The following is a 19,934-nucleotide window of genomic DNA, read 5'->3' on the forward strand; positions in this document are numbered from 1 at the left end:
CCCGAGATCCGAACCCGGAGGCTCCTCGTGCCCGCATCACGCCCCGAACAGTCCCTCGTCCCCCGCCCCCGCAAGGTCTCGGCCCGCCCCGGCCGGTTCACCCTCGACCAGGACACCTCGGTGCGGGCCTATCCCGGAGCGGAGGGCGCCGCCGACCTGCTGCGCACCCTGCTCGCACCCGCCACGGGCCTGCCCCTGGCCCTCTCCGCCGAAGGCCGCATCGTGCTGGCCCTCGACCCGCAGCTGGGCGGCCTCGGCGAGGAGGGGTACGGGCTGACCATCGGCCCGGACGCCCTGCTGCTGCGGGCCGCGCGGCTGCCGGGCCTGCTCAGGGGCGTCCAGACGATCCGTCAGCTGCTGCCCGCGGAGGCCCTTTCGGGCACGGCGCAGCGGGCAGCGCCCTGGATGCTGCCCTGTGTCGAGATCAGCGACGTGCCCGCGTACCCGTGGCGCGGCTCGATGCTGGATGTCGCCCGGCACTTCCAGCCGGTGTCGTACCTGCGCCGGTACGTGGACCTGATGGCGCTGCACAAACTCAACACGCTCCACCTCCACCTCACGGACGACCAGGGATGGCGGATGCCCGTCGCCGCCTATCCCCGGCTGACCGGGATCGGCGGTCATCGCCGGCAGTCGATGTCCGGCCCGCCCGGGCGCGGCGACGAGACCTATGACGGGATCGCGCACTCGGGGGCGTACACCCGGCAGGAACTGCGGGACCTGGTCCGGTACGCGGCGGCGCGCGGGGTGCGGGTGGTGCCGGAGATCGAGATGCCGGGCCATGTGCGGGCGGCCCTGGCCGCCCACCCCGAGCTGGGCAACGATCCGTCGCGGCGGCTGGACGTGTGGACCCGCTGGGGTGTCTGCGACACCGTGTTCGGCGTCCACGAGGAGGTCTTCGACTTCTGCCGGACGGTGCTGGAGGAGGTCATGGACGTCTTCCCGTCCCCGTACATCCACATCGGCGGCGAGGAGTGCCCGACCACCGAGTGGGAGACGAGCCCGGCGGCGCTGGCGCGGGCCGCGGCCGAGGGGCTGCCCGACGCCCGGGCACTGCACGGCTGGTTCATGGGCCGGATCGGGTCGTTCCTCGCCGAGCAGGGCAGGCGTCCGGTCGGCTGGGCCGAGACGGGCACCGAACTGCCTCCCGAATTCACGGTGATGACCTGGCGCGACCCGGCCCACGCGCTCGCCGCCGCCCGCCGCGGCCACCAGGTGGTCACCGCGCACCACCGGGCCACGTACCTCGACTACGCCCAGTCCGCCGATCCCGGCGAACCGGCCGCGCAGCCGGGACCGCCCGTCGGTCTGCGGGCCGTCCACGGCAACCGGCCGGTACCGGACGGCTGGGAGGCGGCGGACGCGGGCCGGGTGCTGGGCACCCAGGCCCAGCTGTGGACCGAGTACGCGAGCACGCCGGAGCAGATCGAGTACCTGACGTATCCGCGGCTGTGCGCCCTCGCTGACCGTGCCTGGTCGGGCGGGCGCAGCGACTGGCCCGGCTTCCTGAGCCGCCTCGGCCGGCACACGGCACGGCTCGACGCCCTCGGCGTCGGCTACCGCCCCCTGAACCCGCGGTCGCTCCAGACCGCTGCCCCAGGAACAGCGCCACCTCGGTAGGAACCACTCCCCCACGACCGTTCCGGAGAGGAACAGGTTCATGAAGTCGATCACGAAGACCCGGATCCGTGCGGCGGCCTCGGCCGCTGCCACCCTGGCACTGGGCTGTACGGCACTGGCCGCCGTCCCGTCATCGGCGAGCGCCGCCGACGGACCGCTCGCCGTGCAGTACCGCACCAGTGCGTCCGGGGCCACGGCCGACCAGAGCGAGCCCTGGCTGAAGGTGCGCAACACGGGCAGCGCGGCCGTGCAGCTCAGTGCCGTCAAGGTCCGCTACTACTTCAAGGGCGAGGCGGCGGGCGATGCCTACCGGTTCGCCTGCTCCTGGGCGGTGAAGGGCTGCGGGAACATCACCGGGACGTTCGGCACGCTCGCCTCCCCGACCGCCACCGCCGACCGCTATCTGGAGATCGGCTTCACGGCCGGCGCGGGATCGCTCGCACCGGGGGCCGACACCGGAGACATGCAGCTGCGCTTCTACCGGTCGAGCTGGCAGACGCTGCTGCAGAGCGACGACTACTCCTTCGACGCGGGCCGGACGGCGTACGGAGACTGGTCGAAGGTGACCGCGCAGCTCGGCGGCGCCACGGTCTGGGGCCGGGCCCCGGAGGGCAATGACCCGACCGACCCCACGGATCCGACCGACCCGACGGATCCGACCGATCCGCCGGAGGGCGCGCCCACGCTCTTCGACGACTTCAACTACAGCGGGCACACCGACCCGCAGATCGCCGCGCACGGCTGGAGCGTCCGCTCGAACTCCGGCGGACCGGGGGTGCCCGGCGCCACCTGGGCACCGGAGAACGTGACGTTCGCCGCCCAGAGCGGGAACTCGGTGATGAACCTGGAGACGTCGACCGCGGGCAGCGGTGAGTCGACGAAGCAGACCGAGATCCTGACCCAGTCGATGAAGTTCCGCAACGGCACCTATGCGGCCCGGGTGAAGTTCAACGACGCGCCGGTCTCCGGCCCCGACGGCGACCACCTCGTCCAGACGTTCTTCACCATCAACGACCTCAAGGCGCCGATGGCGGACGACTACGCGGAGTACGACTTCGAGTACCTGCCGAACGGCGGCTGGGGCGAGAGCGGCAACATCCTCTACACGACCTCGTGGGAGACCTACCGGCCCGACCCCTGGGAGGCGGTCAACGCGCACACCGAGTCCCGGCAGAGCTACGCGGGCTGGCACGACCTGGTCGTGACGATCGACGGCAGCGCGATCACCTACTACATCGACGGTCAGCTGTTCGGCACCCACGGGGCGGCGTATCTGCCGGAGCGGGGCATGTCGATCAACTTCAACCAGTGGCTGATCGACCTGGCCGGCCAGACGAGCACGACGCCGCGCTCGTACGACCAGCAGGTGGACTACGTCCTGCACGTGAAGGACCAGGTTCTCACCCCGGCGCAGGTCAGCGCCAAGGTGAGCGCGTTCCGCACGGCGGGGACGACGTTCCAGGACACGGTTCCTGCCGGGTGAGCCGGTAGCGGTACGGCGGGCGGGGCGGAGGGCGATGGCCCTCCGCCCCGCCTTCGTCATGTCCGGGGTCCGATTTCCGGGCACCCCCTTGACATCGCCCCCACCCTCCGGGCAATCTTCCGTTAAGCAGAAACTAACTTCCGCAATACGGAAGGAGCGCCGAAACCCTCATGGGCTACCCGGACCAGCGCTTCGATGTGAACCTTTCGATCCTCTTCACGGAACTCCCGCTCCTGGAGCGACCCGCGGCAGCCGCCGCGGCGGGCTTCACGGCGGTCGAGCTGTGGTGGCCATGGATCGAGACCCCCACCCCTCCGCAGGCCGAACTCGACGCGCTGAAGAAGGCGCTCGACGACGCGGGCACCCAGTTGGTGGGGCTGAACTTCTACGCCGGACAGCTGCCCGGCCCCGACCGCGGCGCGCTCTCCGTGCCCGGCACGGAGTCGGACCGCTTCCGGGCCAACATCGAGGTGGCGGCCGGCTTCGCCGCCTCGGTCGGCTGCAGGGCGCTCAACGCGCTCTACGGCAACCGGGTCGACGGTGCCGACCCCGCCGAGCAGGACGCACTCGCCCTGGAGAACCTGGTCACCGCCGCCCACGCGGCCGACCGGATCGGGGCGGTCCTGCTGATCGAGACCCTGAACGCGCCGGAGTCCCCGCGCTACCCGCTGGTGAGCGCACCGGCCGGGATCGAGGTCGTCGACCGGATCAACGCGGCGACGGGCCTCGGCAACGCGAAGTTCCTGCTGGACCTGTACCACCTGTCGATGAACGGCGAGGACCTCAGCCAGGTCATCGGCGCCTACGCCGACAGGACCGGTCACGTCCAGATCGCGGACAACCCGGGCCGCGGCGCACCCGGCACCGGCTCGCTCCCGCTGGAGCAGCTCCTCGACGAGCTGACGAAGGCCGGTTACGACGGCTGGGTCGGCCTGGAGTACAAGCCGGGCGACCGGCCGAGCGCCGAGTCCTTCGAGTGGCTCCCGGCCACCGCACGGGCCGCCCGCCGGTAGCGGCGGACCGTCACTCGCACACACGTTTATCGGAAGGCACCCTCATGAGCAACAACCTCCCCAAGGTTGCGTGGATCGGGCTCGGCATCATGGGTTCGCCCATGTCCGAGAACCTGATCAAGGCCGGTTACGACGTCACCGGTTACACCCTGGAGCAGGACAAGGTCGACCGGCTGGCCGCGGCCGGCGGCACCGGCGCCTCCTCGATCGCCGAAGCGGTCAAGGACGCGGACGTGGTCATCACGATGGTGCCCGCCTCCCCGCAGGTCGAGGCGATCGCGTACGGCTCCGAGGGCATCCTGGAGAACGCGAAGCGCGGCGCGCTGCTGATCGACATGTCCTCGATCACCCCGCAGACCTCCGTGGACCTCGCGAAGAACGCCGCCGAGAAGGGCATCCGCGTCCTGGACGCCCCCGTGTCCGGCGGTGAGGCGGGCGCCATCGAGGCCGTGCTGTCGATCATGGTCGGTGGCGAGCGGGCCGACTTCGACGCCGCCAAGCCGGTGCTCGACGCGCTGGGCAAGACCATCGTGCTCTGCGGTCCGCACGGCTCGGGCCAGACGGTGAAGGCGGCCAACCAGCTGATCGTCGCCGTCAACATCCAGGCCTGCGCCGAGGCCGTCGTCTTCCTGGAGAAGTCCGGGGTGGACCTCGCCGCCGCGCTCGACGTCCTCAACGGCGGACTGGCCGGCTCGACCGTGCTGACCCGCAAGAAGGACAACTTCCTGAACCGGAACTTCGCTCCCGGCTTCCGGATCGATCTGCACCACAAGGACATGGGCATCGTCACGGACGCCGCCCGCAACGTCGGTGCCGCACTGCCCGTCGGCGGTGTCGTCGCCCAGCTCGTCGCCTCGCTGCGCGCCCAGGGCGACGGCGGCCTGGACCACTCGGCGCTGCTGCGCTCGGTCGAGCGTCTCTCCGGTCAGCCCGTCCAGGACTGACCGACGCGGCCGGGCCCCGTCGCGGGCCCGGCCGGCACCACCCCGCCGGGTGCGTATCCCCCGGCCCCACAGACTTCCGGGCGGCGTCGGCGCTGACACCTGTCCTGTCGCGCCCAGGCGCCGGCGCCGTCCGGAACACCCCTTCACGCACCACCTTCGCCAAGAATTTCAACAAACTGTTGACGTCAGGTTCGGAGCGTACTTACGCTCCTGGAGCCCCCAGGCCGTCGCAGTTCAGCAGCTCCCGTACGGAAGGTCGCCCCGACACCATGACGCAGCGCGTGCTTACGACCGAGTCCGGCGCCCCGGTCGCCGACAACCAGAACTCCGCCACCGCCGGCGCCGGCGGCCCGATCCTCCTCCAGGACGGTCACCTCCTGGAGAAGCTCGCCCGCTTCAACCGGGAGCGCATCCCGGAGCGCGTGGTGCACGCACGGGGCTCCGGCGCGTACGGCTACTTCGAGGTGACCGACGACGTCACCGGCTTCACCCGCGCCGACTTCCTCTCCGAGGTCGGCCGCCGCACCGAGACGTTCATCCGGTTCTCCACGGTCGCCGACTCGCTCGGCGGTGCGGACGCGGTGCGCGACCCGCGCGGCTTCGCGCTCAAGTTCTACACGAACGACGGCAATTACGACCTCGTCGGCAACAACACCCCGGTGTTCTTCATCAAGGACCCGATCAAGTTCCCCGACTTCATCCACTCCCAGAAGCGCGACCCGTTCACGGGCCGTCAGGAAGCGGACAACGTCTGGGACTTCTGGGCGCACGCGCCCGAGGCGACGCACCAGGTGACCTGGCTGATGGGCGACCGCGGCATCCCCGCCTCGTACCGTCACATGAACGGCTACGGCTCGCACACCTACCAGTGGACGAACGCCGCCGGCGAGGCCTTCTTCGTCAAGTACCACTTCAAGACGAACCAGGGCGTGCGCTCCCTCTCCGCCGAGCAGGCCGCCGAGCTCGTCGGCAAGGACGCCAGCTCCCACCAGACGGACCTGCTCCAGGCGATCGAGCGCGGGGTGAACCCGTCCTGGACGCTGTACGTGCAGGTCATGCCGGCCGCCGAGGCCGCGGACTACCGCTTCAACCCGTTCGACCTCACCAAGGTGTGGCCGCACAGCGACTACCCGCTCCAGCGGGTCGGCCGGCTCGTCCTGGACCGCAACCCGGACAACGTCTTCGCCGAGGTGGAGCAGGCCGCGTTCTCCCCGAACAACTTCGTGCCCGGCATCGGTCCGTCCCCGGACAAGATGCTCCAGGGCCGGCTGTTCGCCTACGCGGACGCGCACCGCTACCGGCTGGGCGTCAACCACACCCACCTGCCGGTGAACGCGCCGCGCACCGCCGTCGTCGACAACTACAGCCGCGACGGGCTGCACGCCACGCGCAACGGCGCCCGCCACGACAAGAACTACGAGCCCAACTCGTACGCGGGACCGGCCCAGACGGACGCCGCGTTCTCCGCGCCGATCGCCGTCCAGGGCTGGACCGGCACGCACGAGGCGCCCGCCCACACCAAGGACGACGACTTCTTCCAGGCCGGTGAGCTGTACCGGCTGATGTCGGACGACGAGCAGGGCCGGCTGATCGCCAACATCGCGGGCGGCCTGTCGCAGGTCACCCGGGACGACGTGATCGAGAAGAACCTCGCCCACTTCCACGCCGCGGACGCCGAGTACGGCAAGCGCGTGGAGGAGGCCGTCCGCGCCCTGCGCGAGGACTGACCCCTCCCGTTGGGCCCCCAAGCCCTGCCCGCGCCGTCGCGCCCACCCGGATGAGGGGTTGCGCGGGGCGCGGGCAGGACGAGGCCGTGGCGGTGGCGTGATGCCAGTGCGGTGGTGTGGGTGGCGGTGCCGGTTCCTGACCTGAAGGAGCCCGCACCTGCCGCCCCCTTCGCGCCCCGCCGCGGCCCCTGTCTTTCTTCCCTTGTCTTTCCCCGAACCGGGCGTGGAGTACGGATTACGGTCCCGTACTCCACGCCCTTTCACGTTCGCGGATGTCCGGGGCGCCCGCTTCCGTCCTCAAACGCCGGACGGGCTGGGGTTGCCCGAAGCCGGCCCTTCCCGGTTCCGGACCCCCACCCTGAGGGTTCCGTCCTCAAACGCCGGACGGGCTGGGGTTGCCAGGGCGGGCGCACATCCGAGCCCGTCCGGCGATTGAGGACGCCCTCACCTCGGCACACCCTGACGCACAACGACCCGGCCCCCGCCCCCCGTTGAACGGGAGACGGGGGCCGGGGCCGTGGGCCCGGGGGGTCAGGCCGACGTGAACGGGCGGATCGCCGTCGGGGCGTGGGACGGGTCCGAGGCGATGTCCTCGAACTCGTTGACCGACGCGATGTCCGAACCGCTCATCGAGATGTTCGTGACCCGCTCCAGGATCGCCTCGACCACCACCGGCACCCGGAACTCCGCCGCCAGCTTCTTGGCCTCCTCGAAGGCCGGCAGCAGCTGGTCCGGCTCGGTGACCCGGATCGCCTTGCAGCCCAGGCCCTCGACGACCTTGACGTGGTCCACGCCGTAGACGCCCAGCTCCGGGGAGTTGATGTTCTCGAACTCCAGGTTGACCTGGAAGTCGATGTCGAAGTTGCGCTGCGCCTGGCGGATCAGCCCCAGGTAGGAGTTGTTCACCAGGACGTGCACGTACGGGATGCGGTGCTGCGCACCGACCGCGAGCTCCTCCAGCATGAACTGGAAGTCGTAGTCACCGGACAGGGCGACGACCGAGCCCTCGGGGTCGGCCGTGGCGACACCCAGCGCGGCCGGGATGGTCCAGCCGAGCGGGCCCGCCTGACCGGCGTTGATCCAGTGGCGCGGCCGGTAGACGTGCAGCATCTGCGCGCCCGCGATCTGGGAGAGGCCGATCGTGGTGACGTAGCGGGTCTCCGGGCCGAACGCCCGGTTCATCTCCTCGTACACCCGCTGCGGCTTCAGCGGCACGTTGTCGAAGTGCGTACGGCGCTGGAGCTTCGCCTTGCGCTCCTGCGCGGACGCGGCCCACTGCGAGCGGTCCTTCAGCTTGCCGGCGTCCTTCAGCTCGCGCGCCACCTCGACGAACAGCTCCAGCGCGGCCTTGGCGTCGGAGGCGATGCCGAGGTCGGGGGCGAAGATCTTGCCCAGCTGTGTGGGCTCGATGTCGACGTGGACGAACTTACGGCCCTGGGTGTAGACGTCGAGCTTGCCGGTGTGACGGTTGGCCCAGCGGTTGCCGATGCCGAGGACGAAGTCGGACTCCAGGAACGTCGCGTTGCCGTAGCGGTGCGAGGTCTGCAGGCCCACCATGCCGGCGTTCAGCTCGTGGTCGTCGGCGATGATGCCCCAGCCCATCAGGGTCGGGACGACCGGGACGCCGGTCAGCTCGGCGAACTCCACCAGGAGGTCCGAGGCGTCGGCGTTGAGGATGCCGCCGCCCGCGACCAGCAGCGGCCGCTCGGAGGCGTTCAGCATCTCCACGGCGCGTTCGATCTGCTTGCGGCTCGCGGCGGGCTTGTGCACCGGCAGCGGCTCGTACAGCTCCGGGTCGAACTCGATCTCGGTGAGCTGCACGTCGATCGGCAGGTCGATGAGGACCGGGCCGGGACGGCCGGTGCGCATCAGGTGGAAGGCCTGCTGGAAGACGCCGGGGACCTGCGCGGCCTCCAGCACGGTGGTGGCCGCCTTGGTGACCGGCTTGGCGATCGACGAGATGTCGACGGCCTGGAAGTCCTCCTTGTGGAGGGCCGCGGTGGGCGCCTGGCCGGTGATGCACAGGATCGGGATCGAGTCCGCGATGGCCGAGTACAGGCCGGTGATCATGTCGGTGCCGGCCGGGCCGGACGTACCGATGCAGACGCCGATGTTCCCGGGGGTGGCCCGGGTGTAGCCCTCCGCCATGTGGGAGGCGCCCTCGACGTGGCGGGCGAGCGTGTGATGAACCCCGCCGGCGGCCTTGAGGGCCGCGTAGAAGGGGTTGATCGCCGCGCCCGGCACACCGAACGCGTTGCTGACGCCTTCGCGCTTGAGGATCTCAACTGCCGCTCGGGCAGCGGTCATACGAGGCATTGAGTGCTCCTGCTCGAACCTGGAGGAGTCGGGCTCTGTCGCGCCACCTGAGAGCACCAATTCCGTATTGCGGAAAATTGATTCTGCTATACGGAAGCAAATCTAAAGTGCGGCCGGACAGCCGTCAAGAGAGGCGGTCCCGGGGGCGGAACAAGCGGAGGGGAAACCCCGAAGTACCCCAAGTCGCTCCCCCTGGCCTCGCTCTTGGTGGAGCATGGGGGTACGGAGCGGAGTCGGCCCGGTGAACAGGGGCGGCCGCATCCCGGTGGGCCGGAAGGAGTCCGAGGTGGAGTCAGTGCCGGTACGGTGCCCGGCCTGCCGCCGCGACCACGCGTACGTCACGCCCGTCTACCCGTGCCCCTGCGGCGCCCCGACGGCCCCGCCGCTGCTGCGCGGCGCCCCGGTCGTGCCGATCACCCACCGCACCTGGAACGACGACTGGGTGACCGTGCGCTGCCGCGGCTGCGGCCGGCACGACCAGTGGCCGCAGCCCGAGCTGTGCTGCCCGTGCGGGGCCGTGCTGCGCATCCCGGTCCGCCCCGTGACGGCGTCCGGCCGCGCGGCCGGACCGGCGTCCCGGCCGGTGCGCCCGGCACACATACCGCTGCCGCGGACCGCGGCGGTGCCGCGGCCGGCGTTCCGGCCGCTGACGATCCGCACCGCGCGCGACGCGGTCGCCGCCGCCGCCCTCTACCTGAAGTGGCTGGGCTACCGCGAGGTCGTGCAGCCCGCCGAACGCCCCGCGTCCCGGATCGACCTGCGGGCGGCCGGGCTGATCGCCCAGGTCGACTCCACCACCCGCCCGACCAGCCTGCGCGACGTCGAATGCCTGTGGCTCAACGCGCTCAGCGCCTCGGTGGCGAGCGTGTTCTTCTCGCTCGCGGGCTACGCGCGGGACGCCAGGGAGCGGGCCGACGGACTCGGCATCCCGCTGTTCGTCATGGACCTCACCGGCACCCCGCAGCCGGTGAACAGCCCGGCGAACGAGCTGATCAGCACCGGCGCCTGACCCCACCGGCCCGCCCCGGGACGGGCGGAGCGCGGCATACTGAGCTATGCGTATCCGTCCCGCCCGCCGCTCGGATCTTCCGCTGCTCCAGGACATCGAGCGCGCCGCAGGCGAACCCTTCCGCACCCTCGGCATGAACTGCGTGGCCGACGACGACCCACCGCCCCTGGAGCTCCTGGACGGCTACCGCGGGGCCGGCCGGGCCTGGGTGGCCGCCGGCCCCGACGACCGGCCGCTCGGCTATCTGATCGCCGATCCGGTCGACGGCGCCGCCCACATCGAGCAGGTCTCCGTCCATCCGTCGGCTGCCCGGCGCGGACTGGGCAGCGCGCTCATCGACCACGTAGACCGCTGGGCCGCGCGCGAAGGGCTGACCTCGCTGACCCTGACGACGTTCTCGCAGGTCCCGTGGAACGCCCCGTACTACACCCGGCTCGGCTTCCAGGTGCTGACGGATTCAGGGCTCACCGACGGGCTGCGCAGGATTCGCGCCGAGGAGGCGCAGCACGGCCTGGACCGGTGGCCGCGGGTCTGTATGCGCCGCGACGTGCCGCACCTCACAGAAACCGTCCGGCCACAGTGAGTGGTATCGGTCACGTTCGAGCCAGGGGCCACAGATGTTCGGTCCCTTGTCAGTGGCGGGGCCTAGAGTGGGGCGCATGGTCTTAACTCCACGGCTTTCTCCACCCCCGACACCTGTGGCACCCGCAGCATCCGCGACCGTCTCCGCGTCGCACAGCATTCCCGCCCAGCCGGCCCACCCCGCGGCCGTCTCGGCGAACGAGGCCATCCGCGCACTCGTGGACGCGCGCGCCGGCCAGGACTGGTCCCCGACCGAGTCCGCCGCGTACGAGGTCCTGCTGATCGAGTGGGCGGCCGCGACCCAGGGCACCGCCGGCGACATCATCGAAGCCGCCTGACAGCGCCCCGGCGCCCGTCTCCTTCGTCCTCGCCGGACCTCTCGCTCGTTCCCCGCGGGGGATCTTCGCCTACCGGGCGTAGGTCTCCCGCAGTTCGATCTTCCGGACCTTGCCGCTGACCGTCATCGGGAACGTCTCCATGATCCGCAGCAGGCGCGGGACCTTGTAGTGCGCGAGCTGCTCATGGCAGAACGCCCGGACCTCCTCCAGGCTCGGCGGGTCCGCGGGGTCGGCCGGGATCACGCAGGCCAGGATCTCCTCGCCGTACCGCTCGTCCGCCACCCCCACCACCTGCACGTCCGCGATCTTGGGGTGCCGGTAGAGGAACTCCTCGACCTCCCGCGGGTACACGTTCTCGCCACCGCGGATGATCACGTCCTTGATCCGGCCGACGATCTGCACGTAGCCGTCCTCGCGCATCACCGCGAGGTCCCCGGTGTGCATCCAGCGCCCCGCGTCGATGACCTCCGCGGTCCGCTCCGGCTGGTCCCAGTAACCGAGCATCACGCTGTAGCCACGGGTGCACAGTTCGCCCGAGGTGCCGCGCTCCAGCGTCACCCCCGTCGCCGGGTCGACGACCTTGACCTCCAGGTGCGGAAGCACCCGGCCGGCGGTGCCGGTACGGCGCTCCAGGTCGTCGTCGCGGCGGGTCTGGGTGGAGACGGGTGAGGTCTCCGTCATGCCGTAGCAGATGGACACCTCGTCCATGTGCATCTCGGCGACGACCCGCTTCATCACCTCGACCGGGCAGGGCGATCCGGCCATGATGCCGGTGCGCAGCGAGGAGAGGTCGTACGAGGCGAAGGCGGGGAGGTTCAGCTCCGCGATGAACATGGTGGGGACGCCGTACAGCGAGGTGCAGCGTTCCCGCTGGACGGCGGCGAGCACCGCGGCGGGTTCGAAGGCGGGGGCCGGGATCACGATGCAGGCGCCGTGCGAGGTGATGCCGAGGTTGCCCATGACCATGCCGAAGCAGTGGTAGAAGGGCACCGGCAGGCAGACCCGGTCCTGTTCCGTGTACGCGACCAGCTCGCCCACGAAGTAGCCGTTGTTGAGGATGTTGTGGTGGGAGAGGGTGGCTCCCTTGGGGAAGCCGGTGGTGCCGGAGGTGTACTGGATGTTGATCGGGTCGTCGCAGGACAACCCGGCCTCGCGGGCGTCGAGTTCGGCGGCGGTCACCGGTCCGGCGGCGGCGAGCAGCTCGTCCCAGGAGCGGTCGCCGATGTAGTGGACGGCCCGCAGGGCGGGGCAGTCGGCCCGGACCTGGTCGACCAGGGCGCGGTAGTCGCTGGTGCGGTGCGCGAGCGAGGCGACCAGCAGCGAGATCCCGGCCTGCTTGAGCACGTACTCCAGCTCGTGCGCCCGGTAGGCGGGGTTGATGTTGACCATCACGGCGCCGATGCGCGCCGTGGCGTACTGGACGAGCACCCACTCGGGGCAGTTGACCGCCCAGATGCCGACCCGGTCGCCCTTGGCCACGCCCGATGCCATCAGCGCGCGGGCCAGTTCCCCGACGTCCGCGCCGAACTCCGCGTACGTCCAGCGCCGCCCGGACGGCACGTCGACGAGCGCCTCGCGGTCCGGGTACGCCTGGACCGCCCGGTCGAGGTTGCGGCCGATGGTGTCGCCGAGGAGCGGGGTGGTGCCGGTGCCGTGGGCGTAGGACGGCTCGGTCATGTCAGGTCCCCCTCGCTGTACTCGGTGCCGGTGCCCCGGGCGGTGCGCTCGCGGAGCTCGATGCGGCGGATCTTCCCCGAGACGGTCTTGGGCAGCTCGGCGAACTCCAGCCTGCGGACCCGTTTGTACGGGGCGAGCACGGCCCGGGAGTGGGCGAAGAGCACCTTGGCGGTGTCCGGTCCCGGCTCCCAGCCTTCGGCGAGCACGACGTACGCCTTCGGGACGGCGAGCCGCACCGGGTCGGGGGCCGGTACGACAGCCGCCTCGGCGACGGCCTCGTGCTCCAGCAGGGCGCTCTCCAGCTCGAAGGGCGAGATCTTGTAGTCGGAGGCCTTGAAGACGTCGTCGGCGCGGCCGACGTAGGTGATGTAGCCGTCCTCGTCGAGGGATCCGATGTCGCCGGTGCGGTAGTAGCCGCCCGCCATGGCCTCGGCGGTGCGTTCCGGATCGCCGTGGTAGCCGGTCATCAGACCGACCGGGTGGCCGGACAGGTCGAGCGAGATCTCGCCCTCGACCGCGCCGGGCTCGCCGCTGACGGGGTCCAGCAGGACCACCTGGAAGCCGGGGCTGGGGCGGCCCATCGAACCGGTCTTCAGCACCTGGCCGGGGGTGTTCGCGACCTGCACGGCGGTCTCCGTCTGGCCGAAGCCGTCGCGGATGGTGACGCCCCAGGCGCGCCTGACGGTCTCGATGACCTCGGGGTTGAGCGGTTCGCCGGCCGCGACGACCTCGCGCGGCGGGGTCTTCAGCTGGGACAGGTCTGCCTGGATGAGCATGCGCCACACGGTGGGCGGGGCGCAGAAGCTGGTGATGCCCGAGCGCTCCATCTCGGTCATGAGCCGGCCGGCGTCGAAGCGGGTGTAGTTGAAGATGAAGACCGTCGCCTCGGCGCTCCACGGGGCGAAGAGGTTGGACCAGGCGTGCTTGGCCCAGCCGGGCGACGAGATGTTGAGGTGGACGTCGCCGGGCTTGAGCCCGATCCAGTACATCGTCGACAAGTGGCCCACGGGGTAGGAGACATGGGTGTGCTCGACGAGCTTCGGGCTGGCGGTGGTGCCCGAGGTGAAGTAGAGCATCAGGGGTTCGTCGGCGTCGGTCTCGCGGTCCGCGGTGAAGGTCTCCGGCTGCTCGTCGGCCCCGGAGTAGGAGAGCCAGCCGTCGGTCTCGGCGCCGACCGAGATCCGGGTGTAGCGGCCGGGCACCTCGTCGAACTTGGCGGTGTCGGTGTCCCGGACCAGGACGTGCCGGACCCGGCCGCGCTCGACCCGGTCCCGCAGGTCGGCGGGGCCCAGCAGCGGGGTCGCGGGGATGACGACGGCCCGCAGTTTCATCGCGGCCAGGGCGGTCTCCCAGAGCTCGGTCTGGTTGCCGAGCATCACGAGGATGCGGTCGCCCTCCCGTACGCCCTGGGCGCGGAGCCAGTTCGCGGCCTGGTTCGAGCGGGCGGACATCCGGGCGAAGGACACCTCGGTGCGCCCGCCGTCCTCCTCCACGATGTGCAGGGCGGTGCGGTCGTTGTTCTCCGCGATGACGTCGAACCAGTCGAGCGCCCAGTTGAAGTGGGCGCTCCGGGGCCAGCGGAAGCCCTCGTAGGCCGCGGTGTAGTCCTCGCGGTGCTGCAGCAGGAAGTCCCGGGCGGCCCGGAACGTCTCCGTCGCACTGGATGCCGACATGTGCCCTCCTCATTGCGGACCGGACCGGTCTCTTAACATGATGTAAACAGTGACCCAGCTCTCACCACCCCCGAACGGGGGTGATGCGGGGAATGCCGTGTTCCGCGGAGCCGGGCGGAGAGGCGTCAGCGTGCCGGAATCGGTCGATGCGGTCGAGATGCAAGCGGCGCTGCTGCGGCTGCGCCGGACGAGCGGGCTGCCCGTGGCGTTCGGGGGACTGCTCTCCGACACCCGGCACGCCAGGATCGCCGAGCTGAACGGGGCGCACACCACGGCCCTGCGCGGCCTCGTGATCTCGGCCGGCAGCGGTCTCGGCGGCAAGTCGATCGCCCTGTCCCGGCCGTGCGCGGTGACCGACTACCACTCCTCGCGCCACATCAGCCACGAGTACGACACGGCCGTGGCGGCGGAGGGCCTGCGCTCGGTGGTCGCCGTGCCCGTCGTCGTCCGCCGCAAGGTCCGGGGCGTGCTGTACGGGGCGCTGCGTGAGCCGCTCACGCTCGGGGACCGCACGTTCGACGCGGCGGTCGCCGCGGCCCGGGACGTGGAGCAGGCCCTGGCCGTCCGGGACGAGGTGCAGCAACTGCTCGCCGTGACCCGGGAGGAGGTCACCGACCCCAGGGCCGTGCCCGGGGCGTGGGAGGACGTCCGGGAGGCGCACCGCGAGCTGCGCGCCCTGGCGCCGAAGGTCGTCGATCCGGCGTTGCGCGACGAGCTGCTCGCGGTGTGCGGGCGGCTCGCCGCGGCGGCCGGTGCGCGGGTGCCCCGGGACCGCGGGGTCCAGATCGCCCCGCGTGAGCTGGACGTCCTCGCGTGTGTGGCGGCGGGCGCCACGAACGCGGTGGCGGCGGACCGGCTGGGGCTGCGGCCGGAGACCGTGAAGGGCTATCTGCGCTCCGCGATGCGCAAGCTCGGTGCGCACACCCGGCTGGAGGCCGTCGTCGCGGCCCGGCGGGCGGGGCTGCTGCCGTAGTCGCGGGTCACGGGTGGGGCGTACCCGTACCCGGCCCTTCCGGGGCGTGCGAGCCCTTCAGCTGTCGAAGTCGATGAACGCGGCGAACCTGACGTCGTGGCCGTGGCCGTCGGCGGCCTCGTCCGTCATCACGGCGAGCAGGGCCGACGCCTCGTCCGTCACCGCGTCCCGCTCCGCCCGGGTGAGCGGGCGCAGCCCCTGCACGGTGACCGTCGTCGGGCCGCCGCCGCGCGCGGTCTCCAGCCGCCAGACCGCGGCGAGGAATCCGTCGACCAGGACGGATCCGTACGCCTGGTTGCCCACCCCGTTGCGCCCCTTGAACCGTGGCGGGATGACCCGGGTGCGGTCCGCGTGGCCGAGCAGGACGTTGTCGAACTCGGGCAGGAAGCGCGGCGGTGCGGGGGTGTCCTCGTCGGGGCGCGGGGCGTCGGGCAGGTCGAAGAGCTCGACGCCGTTCTCGTCGCGGAAGGTGAGCAGCCGCGGGCGCAGCCGGTCGAAGACCTCCCGCATCCGGGTCAGCCCGGCCCACGCCTGAAGGTCCTTGACCGACGCGGGGCCGAAGGCGGCGAGGTAGCGCAGCACCGTCGCGTCGGGTGCGGGGACCTGCGCCGAGGGTCTGCCGAGCCAGTGCTCCGCGGTGGTCAGCGCGACCTGGCCGCTCCGTCCCCACACGCCGCGCGGGGTGACCTGGACCAGCGGCAGCAGACAGCGGGCGGCCGTGCCCAGCGCCTGCGGGTCGGCGTCGGGCCATTCGGTGAGCAGCCGTTCGCGGATCTCCTTCGGGGTGCGGGGCTCCTCCTCGACGTACGCCCTGCTGACGTCCCTGAGCCGGTCCAGGTCCACGCCCACGAGGCCCTTGCGGAAGATCCTGAGTTCCCGGTCGCGGGCCTCCTGGACGAGGGGGCGCAGGGTGAGGGCGTCGTCCGCCGTGTGGGTGTGGATCGTGGAGCGCAGGGTGACGATGCGGACGACCTCGCGCGACTCCATCAGCCCGGCGAGCTCGGCCGGTTCGAAGCCCTCCAGCCGCGCGAGGAGCTGGTAGTACGGCGGCTTGGTGTTCTGCGCCTGGAGGCCGACGAGGTGCCTGACGGCGTCCCCGGCGCTCATCTCCGCGCGGCGGAGCAGGAGTTGGCGCTCCAGGGTCGCGCGGCCCAGCGCGCGCGGCGAGAGCACGGCCGGCGGTGCGGCGGCGGAGGTCTTCTTCTTCACGGCCATGGACGGCACGCTACGCGGCCGTGCGGCCGGCATCGATCCTGACGGGACGATTGCCGCGGCCCGTCCGCCGACGCCATGCCGTCGGGCGGCGGGACCCGGGACTACGCACCGGCCGCCCGCATCATGGACCGGTGATCAGCGTCCTGTTCGCCGTCCTGACCGCTCTCAGCAACGGCGCCGCCTCCGTCCTCCAGCGCCGCGCGGCCCTCACCGTGCCCGACAGCAAGGCGATGCGGCCGTCGCTGATCGCTCATCTGCTGCGCCAGAAGGTGTGGCTGGCCGGGATCGGCCTGGTGATCGTCGCGGCCGTCTGCCAGGCCGTGGCGCTGGCCACCGGGCCGATCGCGGTGGTGCAGCCGATCTTCGTCATCGAGCTTCCGGCGACGCTGCTGATGGCCGGGTTCGTGATGCGGGTGCGGCTGCCGCGGCCGGTCTGGTTCGGGGTGGCCGCGGTGACGGCCGGCCTGGCCCTCGGGATGGCTTCGGCCGCGCCGGGCGGCGGCAGCGACATGGTGCGGGGGGCGGCGTGGATTCCGGCCCTGATCCTGACGGCCCTGTTCGAGGCGGCCCTGATCGCGGGCGCGCTGGCCACCCGCGGCAATCCGCGTGCGGCGCTGCTGGGGCTCGCGGCGGCCTGCGCGTACGCGCTCACGGCCGCCCTGATGAAGGACGCGATGGCCCGGCTGAGCGACGGCCACGGTGTGGTGGCGCTCTTCACGTCCTGGCAGCTGTACGCCACCGCGGCGGCGGGCGTCGGCGCCCTGTTCCTCCTTCAGAACGCCCTCCAGGCAGGCACGCTGGTCGCGGTCCAGCCCTGTCTGACCCTGGGCGACGCGCTGATCAGCGTCCTGTACGGGGTGACCCTGTTCGGCGAGGGTCTGCGCACCGGCTGGTGGCTGCTCCCCGAACTGCTGGCGCTCGGGCTGATCGCCGTGGGGTGCGTGGAGCTGGCGCGTTCGCCGCTGGCGTCCGGGAACGCGACGGCCCCGGGCCGTACGCGGCGGGTCGACTGAAACGCCGCGCGTACGGGCCGGGGCGGATGCACTCGCACCGTGCCGCTGCTGCCTGCCGCCTGTTCGTGGCCGGTGGCCGCCGTCTGCGTACTACTTGCTGACCGCGAAGCGCATGAGGGCCTGCTCGTCGCCCTGCTTGATCTTCCCCGTCTCGTTGATCACCTCGAGCTTCCAGCTCGCACCGGCCCGCATGGCCTTGGCCACGGCGCAGCCGTTGTCGTTGCTGAGCAGGCTCGGCCAGATGTCGGCGACCTGCTGGCTGCTGCCGCCCGTCGCGTCGTACACCTTGAAGCTGATGTTGCGCGCGCTCTGGAAGGAGCTGTGCTTCTTGTACGCGGCGGCGATGAAGACGATCGAGGTGATGTTGGCCGGTACCCGGGCGAAGTCGACGGTCACGGTCTCGTCGTCACCGTCGCCGTGCCCGGTCTGGTTGTCGCCGCTGTGCTGCAGCGAGCCGTTGCCCAGCGGGTCCAGGGAGTCCAGGCCGGCCAGCCGCACCGGCTCCGCACCCTGCATCGCGATGGCGATGAGGTCGAGGTCGGTGCCCTTCTTCTGACGGAGCTTCCCCATCAGCCCGCCACTGGCGCCGACCGTGGGGTCCCAGGACACCCCGATGGACAGGTGGGTGACCCCGTCCAGATCCGCCGGGCCGTCTTCCTTCTTCAACGTGATCATGCGTGATCCTCTTCGTGGCGAGATTCCTACAGGTTGAGTGTGCCTGGTGTCCTCCCCGTGCAGCCCGTCAGGGGCAAAATTTCGACCAAGTGTTTGACGGCTCGGACCGAATTGTCCTGCGCCGGCAGGATGGCGAAGGTGCCGGCCCCGTGATACGGAAAAGCTCCCGCGGTGGTGACCACGGGAGCGGGGCGGGCGGCCGGCGTGCCGGCCCACGGTTCCTCAGCCGGCCGGCTCCGGTACGACCAGCGGCGTCCCGAGGAGCTGGTGCCCGCCGCTGGCGAGCATGCGCACCTCTCCGCGTTCGCTGATCTCCGCGCGGACGATCCCGGTCTCGTCCTCGTAGACCGGGTATCCGCCCGCCCCGGACCGTGCGGTCCGCCGGACGGTCACCGTGTCGTCCTCCACGGCGGACGACTGAAACACCAGCTGGTAGCTCTCCGGATAATCCATGACGGCCTCTCCACGACGGCCTTCCCTACGGCCTGCGCGGGCCGGTCTCCGCGAGCGCTCGGGTGCGGGGCGCACCCGTTCCGGCCTGCACCCTCCATCGTCTCGCAGCCGGGCCGTCCCCGCCCGTCGCAGGCCCGCACGGTGCGGCCCCCGGCCCCTGCCGCCTATCCTGAAGGGGTACGGGAAGTCCGAAGGCGACCGGGCCGCCGAGCCCCTCGCTCCCGCGTCGTACGGCAGGCATGACCGGGATCCCCGACACCGGAAGGGAATCGTCATGGAAGGTGCCGACCGGGGCGACGATGTCTACCAGCCCCAGCAGCCGGAGGCGTCCGATCCTGTCGAACAGCTCGACACGGCGGACACCCTCGACGACCGGGATCTCACCGACGTACTCGACGAGGGGTACTCCCCTCCCGAGCGGCCGTGGGCCGTGGAGGACCGGGGCACCACCGCGTCCGAGCAGCTGAGCGGGGAGACGCTGGACGGCAGGCTGGCCCGGGAGCTGCCCGAGCACGCCGGTCCGCCCGGCGACGGCGTGGGTGACGTGTCGGACGGGGACGGCGAGCCCCTGGACGGGGAGGTCGGGGACGTCCGGGCCGGCCGGCTGACCCGGGAGCTGGATCTGAACGAGCCGGACAGCATGGCGGGCGAGGACGTCGGCATCGACGGCGCGGCGGCGTCCGCCGAGGAAGCGGCCATGCACGTCATTCCCGACGCCCAGGGGTGAGGCCCCGGGTGATCGCGTCCTTACCCCGGAGGTAATCGACGCCTTCCGCCGCGTCGGACATCGTGTTCCTCACGAGCACAGCGCTCCCGGCCCACCGGCCGGAGCCTACGAGAGGACCGCACGATGACCGCATACGACGAGGCCGTCCAGCGCTACTTCGCCGCCTGGAACGCCGCCACTCCCGAGGAGCTGGCCGAGGCCGTCGCCGCGGCGTTCACCGAGGACGCCACGTACACCGACCCGCTGGCCGACGTACGGGGGCACGAGGCGCTGGCCGCCGCGATCAGTGGTGCGCAGCAGCAGTTCCCCGGATTCGCCTTCCGGCCGGCCGGGGCGGTGGACGGGCACCACTCCCTCGCCCGGTTCGGCTGGGAACTGGTCGCCGCGGCCGACGGATCGGCGCCCGTCGCCGGTTCGGACGTGATCGCCCTCGCCGGCGACGGCCGGATCAGCTCGGTCAGCGGTTTCCTGGACCGCGTACCGGCGTCGTCCTGAT

Annotated in this window: 18 protein-coding genes; 12 read left to right on the plus strand and 6 right to left on the minus strand. The window is 71.6% G+C overall.

All coding sequences use genetic code 11. The annotated features are described in order from the left end of the window. Nucleotides 1–27 precede the first annotated feature (27 nt). From OG521_07970 to OG521_07990, 5 genes are all read left to right on the plus strand, one after another. Nucleotides 28–1,620: a beta-N-acetylhexosaminidase gene (locus OG521_07970; GenBank protein WUW20731.1), complete on the plus strand. Its 1,593-nt coding sequence runs from the start codon at nucleotides 28–30 to the stop codon at nucleotides 1,618–1,620. A 40-nt stretch (nucleotides 1,621–1,660) separates the two neighbouring features. Then, nucleotides 1,661–3,103 carry a hydrolase gene (locus OG521_07975; protein WUW20732.1) on the plus strand — a complete coding sequence of 481 codons (1,443 nt, stop codon included), beginning with the start codon at nucleotides 1,661–1,663 and terminating at the stop codon, nucleotides 3,101–3,103. A gap of 170 nt (nucleotides 3,104–3,273) precedes the next feature. Further along, nucleotides 3,274–4,116 carry a TIM barrel protein gene (locus OG521_07980; GenBank protein WUW20733.1) on the plus strand — a complete coding sequence of 281 codons (843 nt, stop codon included), beginning with the start codon at nucleotides 3,274–3,276 and terminating at the stop codon, nucleotides 4,114–4,116. Between the two features lie 44 nt (nucleotides 4,117–4,160). After that, a complete protein-coding gene (locus OG521_07985) occupies nucleotides 4,161–5,060 on the plus strand; it encodes a 2-hydroxy-3-oxopropionate reductase (GenBank protein WUW20734.1) in 900 nt (299 codons plus the stop codon). Between the two features lie 269 nt (nucleotides 5,061–5,329). After that, nucleotides 5,330–6,787, plus strand: coding sequence for a catalase (locus tag OG521_07990; protein WUW20735.1), 1,458 nt, complete (start codon nucleotides 5,330–5,332; stop codon nucleotides 6,785–6,787). 531 nt (nucleotides 6,788–7,318) lie between these two features. On the opposite strand, the gene gcl is transcribed toward OG521_07990, so the two are convergent. Continuing rightward, nucleotides 7,319–9,094: a glyoxylate carboligase gene (gene gcl / locus OG521_07995; GenBank protein ID WUW20736.1), complete on the minus strand. Its 1,776-nt coding sequence runs from the start codon at nucleotides 9,092–9,094 to the stop codon at nucleotides 7,319–7,321. Between the two features lie 295 nt (nucleotides 9,095–9,389). Here gcl and OG521_08000 point away from each other — a divergent pair, with 295 nt between their 5' ends. From OG521_08000 to OG521_08010, 3 genes are all read left to right on the plus strand, one after another. Then, entirely contained in the window at nucleotides 9,390–10,112 is a 723-nt protein-coding gene (locus OG521_08000; protein WUW20737.1) for a hypothetical protein, read from the plus strand. 46 nt (nucleotides 10,113–10,158) lie between these two features. Continuing rightward, nucleotides 10,159–10,695, plus strand: coding sequence for a GNAT family N-acetyltransferase (locus tag OG521_08005; GenBank protein ID WUW20738.1), 537 nt, complete (start codon nucleotides 10,159–10,161; stop codon nucleotides 10,693–10,695). 157 nt (nucleotides 10,696–10,852) lie between these two features. Next, complete coding sequence (locus tag OG521_08010; GenBank protein ID WUW26607.1) at nucleotides 10,853–11,032, plus strand: hypothetical protein; 180 nt, start codon at nucleotides 10,853–10,855, stop codon at nucleotides 11,030–11,032. Nucleotides 11,033–11,101: 69 nt separating this feature from the next. Here OG521_08010 and OG521_08015 read toward each other — a convergent pair whose 3' ends face one another. After that, the gene (locus OG521_08015) at nucleotides 11,102–12,709 is read right to left on the minus strand and encodes an AMP-binding protein (GenBank protein WUW20739.1); all 1,608 of its coding nucleotides are present in this window, start codon (nucleotides 12,707–12,709) and stop codon (nucleotides 11,102–11,104) included. Then, nucleotides 12,706–14,382: an AMP-binding protein gene (locus tag OG521_08020; protein WUW20740.1), complete on the minus strand. Its 1,677-nt coding sequence runs from the start codon at nucleotides 14,380–14,382 to the stop codon at nucleotides 12,706–12,708. Before OG521_08020 ends, OG521_08015 begins: the two co-directional genes overlap by 4 nt. A gap of 130 nt (nucleotides 14,383–14,512) precedes the next feature. On the opposite strand from OG521_08020, the gene OG521_08025 reads away from it, so the two are divergent. Then, nucleotides 14,513–15,355: a helix-turn-helix transcriptional regulator gene (locus OG521_08025; protein WUW20741.1), complete on the plus strand. Its 843-nt coding sequence runs from the start codon at nucleotides 14,513–14,515 to the stop codon at nucleotides 15,353–15,355. Nucleotides 15,356–15,412: 57 nt separating this feature from the next. On the opposite strand, the gene OG521_08030 is transcribed toward OG521_08025, so the two are convergent. Next, complete coding sequence (locus OG521_08030; protein ID WUW20742.1) at nucleotides 15,413–16,570, minus strand: winged helix DNA-binding domain-containing protein; 1,158 nt, start codon at nucleotides 16,568–16,570, stop codon at nucleotides 15,413–15,415. Nucleotides 16,571–16,701: 131 nt separating this feature from the next. Between OG521_08030 and OG521_08035 the strand changes: the two genes are divergently transcribed. Beyond that, nucleotides 16,702–17,583, plus strand: a complete 882-nt coding sequence (locus tag OG521_08035) for a DMT family transporter (protein WUW20743.1) — start codon at nucleotides 16,702–16,704, stop codon at nucleotides 17,581–17,583. Between the two features lie 90 nt (nucleotides 17,584–17,673). Here the strand turns inward: OG521_08035 and OG521_08040 are convergent, their stop codons facing one another. Both OG521_08040 and OG521_08045 read right to left on the minus strand, forming a co-directional pair. Then, nucleotides 17,674–18,258: a TerD family protein gene (locus OG521_08040; protein WUW20744.1), complete on the minus strand. Its 585-nt coding sequence runs from the start codon at nucleotides 18,256–18,258 to the stop codon at nucleotides 17,674–17,676. Between the two features lie 222 nt (nucleotides 18,259–18,480). Continuing rightward, complete coding sequence (locus OG521_08045) at nucleotides 18,481–18,711, minus strand: DUF6296 family protein (protein WUW20745.1); 231 nt, start codon at nucleotides 18,709–18,711, stop codon at nucleotides 18,481–18,483. A gap of 274 nt (nucleotides 18,712–18,985) precedes the next feature. Between OG521_08045 and OG521_08050 the strand changes: the two genes are divergently transcribed. Then, on the plus strand, nucleotides 18,986–19,438 hold the full coding sequence (locus OG521_08050) for a DUF5709 domain-containing protein (protein ID WUW20746.1): 453 nt from the start codon (nucleotides 18,986–18,988) through the stop codon (nucleotides 19,436–19,438). Between the two features lie 123 nt (nucleotides 19,439–19,561). Further along, on the plus strand, nucleotides 19,562–19,933 hold the full coding sequence (locus tag OG521_08055) for a nuclear transport factor 2 family protein (GenBank protein WUW20747.1): 372 nt from the start codon (nucleotides 19,562–19,564) through the stop codon (nucleotides 19,931–19,933). The last annotated feature ends 1 nt before the right edge of the window (nucleotide 19,934 follow it).

Source organism: Streptomyces sp. NBC_01463 (assembly GCA_036227345.1).
Taxonomy (GTDB): Bacteria; Actinomycetota; Actinomycetes; order Streptomycetales; family Streptomycetaceae; genus Streptomyces.

Bases quoted from the DNA above. Each gene is read 5' to 3' on its own strand.
- OG521_07980 (WUW20733.1), top strand. From the start codon at position 3,274: ATGGGCTACCCGGACCAGCGCTTCGATGTGAACCTTTCGATCCTCTTC.
- OG521_08020 (WUW20740.1), bottom strand. From the start codon at position 14,382: ATGTCGGCATCCAGTGCGACGGAGACGTTCCGGGCCGCCCGGGACTTC.
- OG521_08055 (WUW20747.1), top strand. From the start codon at position 19,562: ATGACCGCATACGACGAGGCCGTCCAGCGCTACTTCGCCGCCTGGAAC.
- OG521_08005 (WUW20738.1), top strand. From the start codon at position 10,159: ATGCGTATCCGTCCCGCCCGCCGCTCGGATCTTCCGCTGCTCCAGGAC.
- OG521_08050 (WUW20746.1), top strand. From the start codon at position 18,986: ATGGAAGGTGCCGACCGGGGCGACGATGTCTACCAGCCCCAGCAGCCG.
- OG521_08030 (WUW20742.1), bottom strand. From the start codon at position 16,570: ATGGCCGTGAAGAAGAAGACCTCCGCCGCCGCACCGCCGGCCGTGCTC.
- OG521_08040 (WUW20744.1), bottom strand. From the start codon at position 18,258: ATGATCACGTTGAAGAAGGAAGACGGCCCGGCGGATCTGGACGGGGTC.
- OG521_07985 (WUW20734.1), top strand. From the start codon at position 4,161: ATGAGCAACAACCTCCCCAAGGTTGCGTGGATCGGGCTCGGCATCATG.
- OG521_07990 (WUW20735.1), top strand. From the start codon at position 5,330: ATGACGCAGCGCGTGCTTACGACCGAGTCCGGCGCCCCGGTCGCCGAC.
- OG521_08015 (WUW20739.1), bottom strand. From the start codon at position 12,709: ATGACCGAGCCGTCCTACGCCCACGGCACCGGCACCACCCCGCTCCTC.
- OG521_07975 (WUW20732.1), top strand. From the start codon at position 1,661: ATGAAGTCGATCACGAAGACCCGGATCCGTGCGGCGGCCTCGGCCGCT.
- OG521_08045 (WUW20745.1), bottom strand. From the start codon at position 18,711: ATGGATTATCCGGAGAGCTACCAGCTGGTGTTTCAGTCGTCCGCCGTG.
- gcl (WUW20736.1), bottom strand. From the start codon at position 9,094: ATGACCGCTGCCCGAGCGGCAGTTGAGATCCTCAAGCGCGAAGGCGTC.